Annotated in this window: 17 protein-coding genes; 8 read left to right on the forward strand and 9 right to left on the reverse strand. The window is 47.1% G+C overall.

Going from position 1 to position 14,130, the window contains the following annotated elements; translation table 11 throughout:
* A complete protein-coding gene (locus tag Y697_RS03360; RefSeq protein WP_121550263.1) occupies positions 1-996 on the reverse strand; it encodes an asparaginase in 996 nt (331 codons plus the stop codon).
* On the reverse strand, positions 993-2,633 hold the full coding sequence (locus Y697_RS03365; RefSeq protein WP_121550264.1) for a radical SAM protein: 1,641 nt from the start codon (positions 2,631-2,633) through the stop codon (positions 993-995). Before Y697_RS03365 ends, Y697_RS03360 begins: the two co-directional genes overlap by 4 nt.
* A gap of 56 nt (positions 2,634-2,689) precedes the next feature.
* Between Y697_RS03365 and clpX the strand changes: the two genes are divergently transcribed.
* Entirely contained in the window at positions 2,690-3,916 is a 1,227-nt protein-coding gene (gene clpX, locus Y697_RS03370; protein ID WP_183083686.1) for an ATP-dependent Clp protease ATP-binding subunit ClpX, read from the forward strand.
* Complete coding sequence (gene tsaD / locus Y697_RS03375; RefSeq protein ID WP_121550266.1) at positions 3,916-4,908, forward strand: tRNA (adenosine(37)-N6)-threonylcarbamoyltransferase complex transferase subunit TsaD; 993 nt, start codon at positions 3,916-3,918, stop codon at positions 4,906-4,908. Before clpX ends, tsaD begins: the two co-directional genes overlap by 1 nt.
* Here tsaD and Y697_RS03380 read toward each other — a convergent pair whose 3' ends face one another.
* Genes Y697_RS03380 through rpmH form a run of 7 tightly spaced genes read right to left on the reverse strand, consistent with a single transcriptional unit; the run spans position 4,909 to position 8,346 of the window.
* Positions 4,909-5,142, reverse strand: coding sequence for an FmdB family zinc ribbon protein (locus Y697_RS03380; RefSeq protein ID WP_121550267.1), 234 nt, complete (start codon positions 5,140-5,142; stop codon positions 4,909-4,911).
* A 47-nt stretch (positions 5,143-5,189) separates the two neighbouring features.
* Entirely contained in the window at positions 5,190-5,552 is a 363-nt protein-coding gene (locus tag Y697_RS03385; protein ID WP_121550268.1) for a cupin domain-containing protein, read from the reverse strand.
* The gene (gene jag / locus Y697_RS03390) at positions 5,518-6,225 is read right to left on the reverse strand and encodes an RNA-binding cell elongation regulator Jag/EloR (RefSeq protein WP_121550269.1); all 708 of its coding nucleotides are present in this window, start codon (positions 6,223-6,225) and stop codon (positions 5,518-5,520) included. Before jag ends, Y697_RS03385 begins: the two co-directional genes overlap by 35 nt.
* Positions 6,226-6,256: 31 nt before the next feature.
* Entirely contained in the window at positions 6,257-7,603 is a 1,347-nt protein-coding gene (gene yidC, locus Y697_RS03395; protein WP_121550270.1) for a membrane protein insertase YidC, read from the reverse strand.
* On the reverse strand, positions 7,600-7,842 hold the full coding sequence (yidD, locus tag Y697_RS03400; RefSeq protein WP_121550271.1) for a membrane protein insertion efficiency factor YidD: 243 nt from the start codon (positions 7,840-7,842) through the stop codon (positions 7,600-7,602). Before yidD ends, yidC begins: the two co-directional genes overlap by 4 nt.
* The gene (rnpA, locus tag Y697_RS03405; RefSeq protein ID WP_121550272.1) at positions 7,787-8,215 is read right to left on the reverse strand and encodes a ribonuclease P protein component; all 429 of its coding nucleotides are present in this window, start codon (positions 8,213-8,215) and stop codon (positions 7,787-7,789) included. Before rnpA ends, yidD begins: the two co-directional genes overlap by 56 nt.
* Positions 8,212-8,346, reverse strand: a complete 135-nt coding sequence (gene rpmH / locus Y697_RS03410; protein ID WP_102819356.1) for a 50S ribosomal protein L34 — start codon at positions 8,344-8,346, stop codon at positions 8,212-8,214. Before rpmH ends, rnpA begins: the two co-directional genes overlap by 4 nt.
* A gap of 199 nt (positions 8,347-8,545) precedes the next feature.
* On the opposite strand from rpmH, the gene Y697_RS03415 reads away from it, so the two are divergent.
* The 6 genes from Y697_RS03415 to Y697_RS03440 are packed head-to-tail and all read left to right on the forward strand — an operon-like array spanning position 8,546 to position 14,130.
* The gene (locus tag Y697_RS03415; protein ID WP_121550273.1) at positions 8,546-10,135 is read left to right on the forward strand and encodes a DNA repair protein RecN; all 1,590 of its coding nucleotides are present in this window, start codon (positions 8,546-8,548) and stop codon (positions 10,133-10,135) included.
* A 15-nt stretch (positions 10,136-10,150) separates the two neighbouring features.
* Entirely contained in the window at positions 10,151-10,768 is a 618-nt protein-coding gene (locus tag Y697_RS03420) for a HEAT repeat domain-containing protein (protein WP_121550274.1), read from the forward strand.
* Entirely contained in the window at positions 10,750-11,667 is a 918-nt protein-coding gene (gene murB, locus Y697_RS03425) for a UDP-N-acetylmuramate dehydrogenase (protein ID WP_121550275.1), read from the forward strand. The genes Y697_RS03420 and murB overlap by 19 nt, the downstream gene beginning before the upstream one ends.
* Positions 11,667-12,644: an FtsH protease activity modulator HflK gene (gene hflK, locus Y697_RS03430; RefSeq protein ID WP_121550276.1), complete on the forward strand. Its 978-nt coding sequence runs from the start codon at positions 11,667-11,669 to the stop codon at positions 12,642-12,644. Before murB ends, hflK begins: the two co-directional genes overlap by 1 nt.
* Positions 12,644-13,501, forward strand: coding sequence for a protease modulator HflC (gene hflC, locus Y697_RS03435; protein ID WP_121550348.1), 858 nt, complete (start codon positions 12,644-12,646; stop codon positions 13,499-13,501). The genes hflK and hflC overlap by 1 nt, the downstream gene beginning before the upstream one ends.
* A complete protein-coding gene (locus Y697_RS03440; RefSeq protein ID WP_121550277.1) occupies positions 13,501-14,130 on the forward strand; it encodes a YigZ family protein in 630 nt (209 codons plus the stop codon). Before hflC ends, Y697_RS03440 begins: the two co-directional genes overlap by 1 nt.

Here is a 14,130-nt window from a genome sequence, read left to right on the forward strand (position 1 = left end):
TTATGCCCCCTTCAAAGGGAGTTTGAAGAGCCTCTCAATCTCCGCCATATCATTTGTGATTCCCATTATGACCATCAACTTGATTCTAGCTTTGATCGGGGACAACTCCTGTGCGAAAATTGCACCTAAGTCGGCCAGACTCTTTCCTCCTCCAACATATCCATAAACTCCAAGGACACGGCCTTTAAAGCACCTTGAAGTAATAATTACAGGAACGCTTTTCTCTTCTATTAGGTATTTTACTACGTGATACACTTCTACCGGCACATTACCCCTTCCGAAAGTCTCAAGAACTACCCCTTTGAAGCCCAGCTCGGGCAGGCTTCTAAGGATTGAACCGTCATCGCCGGTGAAGGTCTTGACAAGGGCTACTTTCGATTCGATGTTGTCGACGTTGAACACTGCTCTGAGCAATGGTTTTCTGAAGAAAATCACTGAGTCTTCATCGACAATTCCCAGGGGTCCATGGCCAGGGGAGTCAAAAGTGGCAACGTTGCTTGTGTAGGTCTTGGTGACCTCTCTGGCGGCATGAATCTCGTCGTTCAAACAGACCATAGTTCCCATTCCGACTGCAAGAGGGTTGACGGCAACTCTTACTGAAGAGAGAACATTTCTGGGGCCGTCGGTTCCCATCTCATCGATATTTCTCATTGCAGCGGTGCAGATTATCGGCTTCTCGCTTCTGACAGTAAGGTCAAGAAAATAGGCCGTTTCTTCAAGCGTGTCCGTCCCGTGTGTAATTACGGCGCCACACACCTCTTCTCTATCTAGAAGCCTCTGTACCGTTTTCGAGAGTCTCCACATCGTCTCGGGGTTGATGTATGGACTGGGGATGTTCGAGAACTCGTGGTGCTCGGCGCAGGCGACCTCTTCCAGTCCGTCAACGTCAGCCACATGTTTGCTCATACCCTGAGCTGGAACTGAAGCTCCTGTAACGGGATCGGTTACCATGGCAATTGTGCCTCCCGTTGTAACTATAACGACTCTCTGTTTCACAGCCATTTTCCTCCTAGTTTTGTCTTGATCAAAGATAACGTCTTTAATACCTCTGGGCCGACAATCGGCAAAAGCTCTCCCACCGCCTTCGGTCTCTTGATGACTAGAGTTCTCGCCCTGTCTCTTCCGATTCCGGGGAGGAATTTCAGCTCTCTCTCCCCCAGATCATTGAGCTCTGTTCCAACCGGTATACCCGTTATCGATCTCATACCGTGATCAATAACTGCAAAATCAGTCTTACTTTCAAAGGCGACCGGTGTACCGAGGAGAATCGGATATGTTCCTAGCGGTCTGCCGAAGTGAATCAGACCTTCGCTGAATTCAGGAATTACTCCCCGGACAACCGCTCCTACCGGAAAGACTTTCTTTAGCATTTCGGCATCAATTTCCCTTCTTATTCGCCGCTTGTGTTTTTCGAACAACCTGTGATCTACTTTCGGCCTTGCCATTCTCGATATTCTTGCGTTGGGAAAGACCATGACCTGTCTTATGTTGATTCTTCTCAGAAGAAGATCCTTCCGCTGAATGCTTGCAAGATGTTCATAATCCGTCTGGAAGCTGTTGCGGTTCTGTCCGGGAAGACCATAAAGCAGGTTTATTCCCGGTAGTAGCTTGGGTATCCCATCAACTCTTTTCTTCCCGATTTCATTTACCAGCTCTATCGAGAATATTATATCTTCGACACTGCCACCAAGGTTGTTTCTTTTTCGGGTTTCTTTGTCGAAGCTCTCCACACCGAAGGAAATTGTATCGCCTGCGGTGTCGTATTTCACAATCGATTCGATGACTGCTCTCGATTCGCGGGGGTGAGCGGCAATGAAAATCGGATTCCCGTTGTCTACGTGAAGCACCTCAGGCTCAAGTATCGTTCTGGCTGACTTGAACAGCTCTTCGGGGAGCGCAGGATCAAGTCTGCCTCTGCTCCTGTCATATCCATAAGCAACTACGTTTGAGCTTCTTCCGAATCTAATAGCCTTTACGCCTATGCTTCTGAGCTTCTCGAACTCCTGGACTATTCCTTCGATGCTTCTCCATTCGAAAGAGCCGTAGAGAAGGGATTCAGTACAGAACGAGCAATAGCCGTCGCTTCTCTCACAACCTGAGGATATGTCGATTTCGATTACCACTTCCGGGTAGGAGGGATGCAAAGCGATAATTTCGGCTCCTTCCACATATAGTCTGTTCAGAAGAGAATATCTCGACTCGTTCGATGTGATCCCAAGAAAAGCTGCGACTTCGAACTCATCTCTCAGAAGATGATCGGCTCCTCGAAAGTCGGGAGTGAAGGCTGTTGTTCCTCCTCTAAGAGTGTAGCCTACCGATACTACGGGACCGCTAACTATCCTTAAGGTATCGGAATTGGATTGTAGAAGCTTCGAGATCTCCGAGCTGGCAATAGGCGTTCCGCCTATGTATCTTCCTGAAGTAGTGACTCCTCCGTAGATTATCAGGTAGTCATAGTCGTTTCCTTTTTGCCAAAGGTCATTTCTCCTGACTGTGTCAATAGTAAGGTAGTCGATTTCGCAGCCTTTAAGCAGAAAGGCACCGGCAATTGCACGTATTCTAGGCGAGATGTACGGTGGTACTCCGAAGGCCGCCGGCTCATCGGTGTATCCGTCTATAATAAGAGCATTCATCCATTACCTCCGCGTGCGAGCTATCTTATTCCAGTGTATAATAAAAACAGCAATTAATGGGAGGGAAAGTTTTGCCTTTTGAAAGACACTGTTCGTTTTGCGGAAGACCAGCCGCTCAGGTTAAAAAGCTAATATCTGGAACTGAAGGATACATTTGCAATGAATGTGTAGACCTTTTTTACGACATTATTCAGCAGGATCAGAAAGCAAGGAAAGAGCCAGGAAAGAAGCTTCCGACTCCTGCCGATATCAAGAAGGAGCTTGACCGGTACGTAATCGGTCAGGAAAACGCGAAAAAGACTATCTCTGTCTCAGTCTATAACCATTACAAGAGGGTCTTCAACGATGTGGACGACGTTGAGATTGAGAAATCAAATATTATGCTGGTTGGACCTACCGGTTCAGGAAAGACGCTTATCGCCAGAATCCTTGCTCGCATTCTCGATGTTCCGTTCGCTATTGCAGATGCAACACCGCTTACAGAAGCGGGGTACGTTGGTGAGGACGTCGAGAATATCGTTCTAAGGCTTCTTCAGTCTTCAAACTACGATGTCGAAAAGGCCCAGCTAGGGATAATTTACATCGATGAGATCGATAAGATAGCAAGAAAATCGCCCAATCCCTCCATTACGAGAGACGTATCTGGAGAGGGAGTGCAGCAAGCGCTGTTGAAGATTGTAGAGGGTACCGTCGCGAATGTTCCTCCTCAAGGCGGAAGGAAGCATCCTTATCAGGAGTTCATCAAAGTGGACACCAGCAACATTCTGTTCATTGTTGGTGGAGCTTTTGGCGGACTGGACAGCATTATAAAGCAGAGAGTTCTTGATTCTTCCATGGGATTTGGCGCGAAGGTCAAAGGAAAGAACCAGCTAAGACTTGGTGAGGTTCTTCAGCAGGTAGTACCCGATGACCTCATTCAGTACGGACTGATTCCAGAATTCGTGGGTAGATTTCCAGTACTGGCTGCTCTGAACGATCTCGACGTAGAGGATCTGAAGCGAATAATGAGCGAGCCGAGAAACGCCATTCTGAAGCAGTACGAGAAGTTGCTCGGACTCGATGGCGTCGAGCTCGAATTCTCCGAAGAGGCATTGACTGCGATCGCCGAAAGAGCTATGAAGAGAGGAACTGGAGCCAGGGCTCTGAAGAGCGTGATGGAGCAGGTGATGCTTGATATAATGTATGACATTCCTACTATGAACAATGTGGAGAAGGTCGTTATCAACGAAGACGTCATAGTCCATAACTCTTCTCCGGAGATAATCTCGAGAGAATCTGCCTGATGAAAGTTCTGGCTCTCGAGAGTTCGTGCGATGAAACAGCGGTGGCCATCATTGATGATGGCCACCTTCTCTCTTCTGTAGTCTCCTCTCAAATAGATATCCACAGCAGATTTGGAGGAGTAGTGCCGGAAATCGCGGCGAGAAATCATCTCGAGATCATCGACAAAATCGTTGGAAGTTCTCTTGAAGAAGCCCATCTGACACTAGATGACATCGATGTCTTCGCTTCCACAATGGGCCCCGGACTTGTCGGGTCGTTGCTTGTAGGTCTTTCCTTCGCTAAGGCGCTGGCTCTCTCGACGAACAGACCCTTCATCGGGATAAACCATCTCTATGGACATGTGTACGCGAACTTCCTGAAGTATCCCTTTCTCAGGCCTCCTTTCATGGTGCTTCTGGTATCGGGCGGGCATACTGAGATCCTTGTCTTGAGGGACTGGGACAGAATCGAGTTGATAGGCAAGACCAGAGATGACGCGGCCGGCGAAGCATTTGACAAGATTGCAAGGTTGCTTGAACTGGGTTATCCAGGAGGTCCGGCGATACAGGAGGCCGCAAAGAAGGGAAAGGTGTTATATCACTTTCCCAGGCCACTTCAAGAAAAGGGTAATTTCGACTTCTCATTCAGCGGTCTCAAGACTTCCGTTCTCTATTTCTTGAGGAAGAATCCCTCTGCATCTGTCTACGATGTCGCAGCATCGGCTCAGGAAGCGATAGTCGATTCACTTGTTACGAAGGCCTTTGATGCTGCTGGCGACTCAGGTCTTAAAGAGATTGCCTTTGCAGGTGGAGTCGCATCTAACTCTCTCTTGCGAGATAGAGCAGAGAAGCTGTCTGAAGAGACGGGAATATGGGCCTACTTTCCTCCTGTCGATCTTTGCACGGACAACGCTGCCATGATTGCCATGGTTGCTTACGAAAAAGCAAAGAGGGGGCTGTTTTCCCCTCTCTCAACAAACGCAGTTCCTTACCTTGGCTTAGATGTCTTTTAATTATTCTGATTTGCTATTAGAAGTTGAAGGCTTCTTGCTGCTATCAGCTGTCGAAGATTTTTTTGAATCTGTGCTGTAGTAGCCCCCACCCTTAAAAACAACTCCCACGCTGTTCAGCAGTTTCTTCAGATGGCCACCGCAGGCTGGGCAAACCGTTAGGGGTTCATCGGACATTTTCTGGAAGGCTTCGGTTTCTTCTCCACAGTCTTCACACTTATATCTGTAAAACGGCATGTCGGTTCCTCCTTCGCATCAAATTCTATTTATCAACTGTATCTATTCTATTCCTCATCTGCCGAAGATGGAATCACACAGATAAATTCGAGGTTCCCCTTTCCCCTGTTCTTGAACTGATGCTTCACTCCAGAGGGAACGAAAACGTAACTCCCAGCCGGAGCTTCTACCTCGCCCTGGTCAGTTACGACTCCTGCTTCACCGGCTAGAATGAATACCTCGTGTTCCCATGGATGGCTGTGGTGAGGGCTGTATCCGCCCTCTCCGACTGTAAACAACCTCATCACGAAATTAGAGGCACCTTGTGCCTTTCCTATCAATACGCGCTTGGCAACGCTCTTCACCTTTTCATTGTCGAAGAGCTGTGGTTCGACTTCAAGCGCTTTGCCTATCAGAATTTTGTCTGACATTGTCATAGCGCCTCCTCTTTGAATCTGATCTTCTGTCGTAAGAGAACTTTCTCTCGCTATATTCGACCACGACCTTTCTGTAAGGCTCAAAACCAACGGAATAGCTCTTCAAATCCTCGTACTGAGAGACTACCTCGTGAACCAGCCGGCGCTCGAAGGCAAACATGGGTTCCATAACTATCTTGATCTTCTTAGTTAGAGCGGACTTCGCCGTTCTGTGGGCTATCTCTTCAACCAGCCTCTTTCTTTCAAGTCTGTAATCGCCTATGTCCACGGTGACATTGACTTTTGTCGGAGCCATTCTGTTTGCATAGATGTTCAGTATATGCTGCAGCGCGGCAACTGTTTTTCCATGTTTCCCTATGAGTCTTGCGACTTCCTCGCCTTCGATTTTCACTCTGTAAGTTCTTCCGACAAGCTTGACTTCGGAGAAAGTCTCTTCGTCGAAGCTTTTCAGGATTCCCTTCAGGAAATCGTGAAGTTTTCTCTCCCAGTGTTTATCAAGCAAGGTTACTTCAATAACCGATTCTTTCGATCCAAAGATACCGAGAAAGCCTTTAGAGCCTTTCTCTTTGACCGAAACTTCAATTTCATCATCATAAGCGCCGAGATCTGCCTGAGCTGATCTGATTGCTTCCTCGACTGTCTCGGCCCTGTATTCAACTGGCTTCATTTCGACTAACACCTCCTGAGCGTATCTCCATCTACTTCGCAGGTTTCTCCGGCAAACCGAGCATCTGCCTCAAAGTCAGCCCCTTTATTCCATGTCGTTTGTAGACTACCCAGCTTATCAAGAGCTGAAGTACACTCTGAGTGGTCCAGTACAGCAGGAGACCAGAGGGGAATGTGGCAAACAGTATCGGGAATATGACCTGCATAATGACTCCTGATCTTGCCGATCTGGCATCCTGAGCCGTGAGTAACGAACTGAATATTCCTACGACCACCGTGATAATAATGAACGGTATGTTCTGCACGAAGTTTCCAACGGAAAGATCCTTCCATATGAGAAAGCCCGGCGTATATGCCATCACTTCACTGAAATACCTTATTGCATTGTACAGAAGGATAAGGACGGGTAATTGAAGAAGTATTGGAAGACATCCCGAGGCAGGATTGTAACCCTTTTCCTTGTAGAGAGCCATCATTGCTTCCTGCTGCTTTTTGGGATCCTTGTACTTCTTCTTGATTCTATCCACTTCCGGCTGGAGCATCCTCATCATAAGCATAGATTTGGTCTGGATATGATAGAGAGGATAGAGAATGAATCTCGTCACAATTGTGAAGAGAATCAGCGCCCAACCAAAATTCCCAGACCACTGATATAGCCAGAATAGGAAGTATACTATCCCGTGATAGATCCAGGAGAAGAAGGTCACTCCCCCAAAATCCTGAAGATCCTTGACTATTGCATCGTATTGTTGAGGAAGAGCCTGTTTAATGTGTATCAACCTCATTGGACCGGCAAATGATTCGAGAAGACCTCTACCGCTCTCCGCCACATACCTCTGGAACTTGAAGCTTCCCTGCATAGAAGTTATGGCAAAGAGTGTTTTCTGGCCGCTGAATTTATCATATGTCAAGTAGTATGAGGAATCCGGTCCAAGCGTTTGATTCTCGTACGAGATGAATGGCAGAGCGACCTCTATCTTCTGACTGAAATCAAGCTCGACTTTGAAATCATAGTATGGGCTGTTAAGAATGATAAAAGACTTGTTGCCTTGCTCATAATTGAAGGTCACGATGACATTTCCATCGACATCCTTCCTGTATGAGAACGTAGTGGGCAGAAGCTCGTTGCCTTCCGCATCGAAAATGTTGAAGCCGTCTTTCCCCAGAGCTTCATTGTAGACGTAAAATTCGACGGACTTGTTATCGGCATAACTAGTAACTCCGAGAATCAAACCTTTAGCAGTATCTAGAGTCACCTTAAGCGTCTTGCCCGAGACTATGAGCGTGCTGGTTCCTTCCTGAGTTAGAAGCTCTTTGCCCGATACAGAGAGCGTGAATAAAGTAATAAAGATTAGAGTCAGAATTATCGCTCTTCTCATTTTTCGTGCCTCCTCAATAGCGTGAAGTGATCTGGTACTTCGTCGAAGCCTCCTGGATTGAAGGGATTGCATCTTAATATTCTCCATGTTCCGAGAATGAGCCCCTTGAGGGCTCCAAATCTTTCAATTGCCTCATATGCGTATGTTGAGCAAGTGGGATAAAACCTGCATCTGGGGCGGGTTCTAGGTGAGATCTTTCTTCTGTAGAAATCTATCAGAAACAGCAGTATCTTTTTCATCGGACGTTTCTCCAATTTTCTCAGCGATTCGTATAACAACAGGCAACATATCAATGAATCCAACTTTTCTCTTCTTAAACAGGTCGGATAGATCCTTTCTTGCAATAAAAAGTATATCACACCCATTGGGAAACGCTGATTTATTAGTTCTATAGACCTCTTTAACCAGTCTTCTGAGTCGATTTCTCAAGTTCGCCTTTCCAAATTTCCGTTTTATCGATACTCCAATACGAGAAAAAGGCAGACCATTCTTCACATACAATACAACAAAAAAAGGGTCAACTATTGATTTTCCCTTTTTGAAGACTCTGTCGAAGTCTGCCTTCCTTCTTAGCCTTTCATTTTTGCTCAGGGACTGGTCTTTCAGGTTCACACAGAAAGTCTCTTTCTTCCCTTTCTTCGTCTGCTAGCGAGCACTTTTCGGCCGCCGACTGTTCTGGATCTGACAAGGAAGCCGTGTGTTCTGTTTCTCTTGACTCTAGATGGCTGGTATGTTCTTTTCATGATTAATAACCTCCAATTAATGCGTCACAGTGAACATTATACGGAGTGCAACCGTGACTGTCAAGGCGCTCGCGAATCTCTTGCTCAGTGTGCCGCAACGCAAATCGGAGTTACTGAAGGTGCAATTGATCAATAGTATAATAGATTGATAGATAGATTAGTATAAAGAGGCCGATCTATTGCGAAAATGGAGGAAAGTATGCTGCTGTCGCTGGCAGGAAATGATTTTCTCACTTTCAAGGAGTTCTATGTTGAGTTTTCTAGCGGTATGAATGCTGTAACCGGAGAATCTGGTGCCGGCAAAACGATTTTTCTGAAGGCCCTTTGGGCAGTCCTTGGCTTTCCACCACAGTGGGACAACGACAATGCGGGAAGCATCGAGGGAAACTTTGAAGTCGATAGTTCTCTATCGTCAAGACTTAAAGAGATGGGGATAGAAATCGATGGAGATCAGCTCCTTGTAACCGTTAGTTTTACCGGGCAGAGAACAATCTATAGAATTAATGGAAGGATGGTTCCGAGGCAGATAGTCCAGACTGCCTTTCGCGACAGAGTGGAGATCCATTCTCAGCACAGCAGCGTAGGTTTGCTTGATGAATCGAAACATCATGTGATTCTCGATCATGCCCTCAGGGGAGAGGAGATTCTAGATCAGTATAGAGAGCTTTATGGGGAGTTTATGAAGGTGAGACGGGAGTTTGATTCTTTCAGTGTCGACCCGGCTCAGATTGAAAGAGAAAAGGACTTCCTGAGCTTTCAGATAAGTGAGATTGAGCAGGCAGAGCTTCAGCCGGGGGAGGACCAGGTCGTTGAGATGAAGTATACCAGATACAGAAACGCCCAGACTCTCATCGATACGTTTCAGGAACTGAGAGAGATCCTGAAGGACGGCGAGCTTTCCGTATATAACTCTCTCAATGATGCAGTTACTATCATAGAACGGATAGAGGATTTTGGATATAAGAAATGGCATGAAAATCTGCAGATTGCCCTTGAGGAACTGGACTCTCTTTACTCGATGGTCGAAGAGGAGAGAGACTCGCTCGAAATTGACGACGAGGAATTTACAGCAATCGAAAACAGGATGACGTTGATTCAAGGTCTCAAGAGGAAGTACGGAGATTCCGCTGAAAAGATTCTCTCGAGGCTCGAAACATTCAAGAGGGAGCTCGGCGCACTTCAAGAGCTCGAGGAGAGGAAAGAGAAACTTAAGAGACTCGAAGAGGATCTCTTGGTCAGAATGAAGAAGACCGGACTGGTCCTTGATCAGAAGAGAGCCGCAAGGGCTGAGGAGATAGAAGAGCAAATCAAATTGCATCTTGAGGATCTAAGGATGAAGGGTGCGGAGCTGAGATTCACTCTCCAGCCAGAGGAGATTCCCAGGAGTTATGGAATTTCGAGGGTTACGATGATGGTAAAGACTAACCCGGGAATGGAGTTCATGGAGATAGGAAAAGTCGCTTCCGGTGGTGAGTTATCAAGATTCTTGCTGGCTCTGGAGTCTGCTTTGAAGGACCAGCTGGATCTTGAGACAATAGTATTCGATGAAGTTGATTCCGGGGTCGGCCAGAGGTTGGGAACAGTAGTCGCGGAGAAACTCAGGGAGATCTCGAGCGAGATTCAGACTATCGTAATAACGCACCTTCCTCAAATTGCGCTAATTGCAGACAGGCATTTTGTTGTCAGGAAGGAACAGGTTGGCTCAAAGACAGTCTCCAGGATTGAAGAGCTTCACGGTCCCTCAAAGGAAAGGGAAATTGAGGAGATGAGTGGCCAGATTCCAGAGTAAGAGTAGAGGTGAAGCATGAATAGAGAAGATTTGATAAACAGAATTATCGACGAAAAGGGAACAGAGGCCGTTCCGGTGCTTCTTGAACTTCTAGTAAGCGAGGATAGCGAGACAGCGCAAATCTGTTTTGAAGCTCTGCTTCAGATGGGTGATACCGTTGTTCCGCTCTTGTTGGAGAAAATGAGATCGAAGGAAATCGATCCAGTCTCTAGACTGTATCTCGCAGATCTCGCCGGTGAGATTGGAGACAAAAGGGCGGTGCCGTATCTTTACGAAATGTTGAGAGATTACAGCGACGAGAGATCGCAAATTATCATATACGAAGCGCTGGCTCGCCTGGGAGAAGGAGAGAATGTCGTGGACCTTCTGGTTTTGCTTCTAGATGAAAACGGTGATTCCGAACTGCGGGACCAATTGATAATGGCCCTCAGCAGCACGAATTCTTCGGTCGCGGTGAAGGCGCTTGCAAGATTGTATGAAGATAAGATGACTGACAAGTCGACGAAAGCCTTCGTTCTAGAGGGTATTCACTCGATTCTCTCGAAAAGACATGAACTGAAGAATTACCTCTTGAGTCTACACAATGGCAAGGAGATTGCTGAAAGGCTTTATCAATGGCAAGAAGAGAATTGATTGACTACTTCGGCTCACTCTACATGCTTGGGGCGGACGTAAGGCTTAACGAGCCTCTGAAATGGCACACAACGATCAGGATCGGTGGTCCTGCCAGTGTATTCGTCTCGCCTTACTCCTGCGAATCACTTTCAGAGACAATTGGCTTTTTGAGGTCGGAGAAAATTCCGTACAGGATCATCGGCGGCGGTTCGAATGTCGTCTGTCCTGATCGTTATGAAGGGGTAGTAGTATCGACAAGAAATCTAAATCTGGTTAAATCGTCCGGTGAGAGAGTTCTTGTTGAGGCCGGAGCCAGTGTCAATTCTCTGTTGTGGCATTGTTTGTCGAAAGAACTCACGGGTATGGAGTTCTTGGCCGGTCTGCCCGGTTCCATTGGAGGAGCGGTATTGATGAACGCCGGTGCCTTCGGTGGGGAGATCGGAGAGCGGGTTACGAAGATCTTATATCTTGATGATAAGAGTAGATTGATCGAGATCGATGGAAAATCCGCCGGCTTTTCCTACAGGAACAGTATTTTCAGATCCGGAGGTGGAATAGTGCTCGGTGCGGAGTTCTCCCTTGAAAGCGGAGAAAAGTCAGAAATCAGAAGGAGAATGACGGAGATTCTCGGAAAGAGGTTAGAGAAACAGCCGCTCGAGGAACCGAGTGCCGGAAGTGTCTTCATGAGACCGCGGCCGGATTTCTACGTCGGGTCAACCATTGAAAGGCTCGGCCTGAAGTCTCTGAGAGTAGGAGGGGCCGAAGTATCGGCGAAACATGCCGGTTTCATAGTGAATAAGCAAAGCGCTAGTCAGAGCGACGTCGTGGCTCTAGTAGAAATAGTGAAGAAGAGAGTTAGGGAGTCTACTGGCGTAGATCTAAGAACCGAGATAGAAATCTGGAAGGAGGTTGAATAATGGTTGATGTAAGAATTGAAGAGCCTGAAGATAATATTCCCGGCAGCGGAGGCCCAAGAAAGAGTTTTTTATGGTCCGGTCTCTTCGTGCTGCTGATAGTCGCAGCAATAGTGGTGGTCTATTTCTTGAGCGGTTTTTTCCTGGTTGGACCCGACCAGGTTGGGCTAATCAAGCGATTTGGCAAGTATACAGGTACTGTGGGTCCGGGACTTGGGTATCATCTGCCTTTTCCGTTTGAGAATGCCGTCATAGTTGACACTTCAAATCTCAGGAAGCAGGAAATCGGTTTCATGACGATCAGAACGGGTACTTACCAGACTTTGGCCAATGAAGCTCTGATGCTAACCGGAGACGGGAACATAGTGTCGGTAGAACTGGTTGTCCAGTACTATATTGGAGATCCCGTAAAACTCGCCTTCAACATAGTGGATGACGCGGACATCGTGAAATTCACGACTGAGTCGGTGCTCAGAGAGGAAGTAGCTTCAAGCACCATCGATTCGATCCTCACAACGGAGAGGGACACTATCTCCACAAAGACTGCAGAGAGGGTTCAAACGGAGCTTGACAGGCTTAACACCGGAATTATCGTCAAGAACGTCTTCCTGCAGGAAGTTGCCCCTCCAAAGCAGGTTATAACTGCCTTTGACGATGTGAACAGCGCCAAGCAGGACAAGGAAAAGCTCATCTATGAGGCCGAAAAATACAGAAACGATCTGATTCCAAAGGCCGAAGGTGAGGCGGCTCAGATGACTAGAGACGCAGAAGGCTATGCTCAGGAGAGGATTCTCAATGCCGAGGGTGAAGCCGAGAGATTTCTTTCGATTCTCGAGGAGTACGAAAAGGCACCGGACGTCACTCGAACGAGGATGTATCTCGAGACTCTGGGCAAATTGCTGGGAGAAACAAGCAAAACGGTCGTACTCGACCAGAGCAGTCTGCTTAAACTCCTTGAGCTTGAAGGGAGCGTGAGATGATGAAGTACAAGTTTATTATTCCAGTGGCGATCCTCGTGGTAATCGCCGCGATACTACTTCCAAGTTTCTTCTTCATAATTGATGAAACTGAGCAAGCAGTAGTCCTGCGATTTGGAGAGATTCAGAAATCGGTTACAGAGGCTGGTCTGTACACAAAGACTCCTTTCATCGATAACGTAAGGAAATTCGATAAGCGAATCCAGATTTACGATGTCGATGCCGAAAGGATCTACTCAAAGGACAAGAAGACAATCCTCACCGACACTTTCGCGCTTTGGAGAATAGTCGATCCTAGGAAGTTCATAGAGACAATGAAGTCAGAGCAAATCGCGCTTACCAGAATTGACGACGTCGTGTATTCGCACGTAAGGAATACTTTTGGAAAGCTCGATTACGACGACATAATATCGGGCAAGAGAACGGACGTTCTCGATGAGATCACAACACTGGCCGCAAACGACATGAAGGACTTCGGCATCGAGATCATCTCCGTTCGCGTGAAGAGAGCCGATCTGCCGGATGAGAATAGAAACGCGGTCTTCGAAAGAATGAAGTCCGAAAGAATTCAGGAGGCTTCTCTCATCAGAGCCGAAGGAAACAGGGAGGCTCAGAAATTGAGGGCCGAGGCTGATAAAGAAGCCCAGATAATGATTGCTACTGCTCAGAAGGAAGCGGATATCATTATTGGAACTGGAGACGCCAGGGCTCTGGCGGTCTATGCCGATGCTTACAACAGGGACCCCGATTTCTACGAGTTCATGAAGAGGCTGGAAGTGTACGAGAAGACTCTGGCCGATGCCAATTATATTCTTGGACCCTCGATGGACTTCATTGACAAGCTGTCCAGAGGAGAATAATGGGTTGTAGTAAGTCGATTCTTGAAACGGGAAACTTTGAGATCAACGTTAAGAGATCAAGGTTTATTGGTAGCAGCCAGAGATGCGAGACTGAAGAAGAGGCGAAGTCTTTCATCAAGGCTGTATCTCAGGAGCATGCAAGTGCCAGCCATTCCTGTTGGGCCTATCGCATTTCCCTTCCTGGAAGGGAAGTCGCCAACTACTCGGATGCAGGAGAGCCTCACGGATCTGCCGGGCAACCAATTTTGGGAGCCATCGATCGTCTAGAACTTAAGGATGTAGTAGTAGTGGTCACGAGATACTTCGGTGGCGTGAAGCTGGGAATAAGAGGTCTGATAGATGCTTATGGTGAGACTGCTCTGGAGGCTCTGAAGGCTGCAAAACCTGTTATGTTCTGTCCGGGTTTAGAGTTGATCGCAGAGATGGCTTACAGCCAGTGGAACGATTTCACTAGACTCTTTCGGGAGGACAGAGATTTCTCTTTGCAGAAAGTCGATTATACCGACAAAGTTGTCTCAGTAATCGCCGTTAGGAAGGATGAAGTCGAAAGAATAGCAGGTTTCTTTGAAGAAAGAAGGATTTCCTTCAGATTTGGAGATGAATTGAGTTTTGTAAGCCCGGTAGAATGA

The organism is Mesotoga sp. BH458_6_3_2_1 (genome assembly GCF_003664995.1).
Lineage (GTDB): Bacteria > Thermotogota > Thermotogae > Petrotogales > Kosmotogaceae > Mesotoga.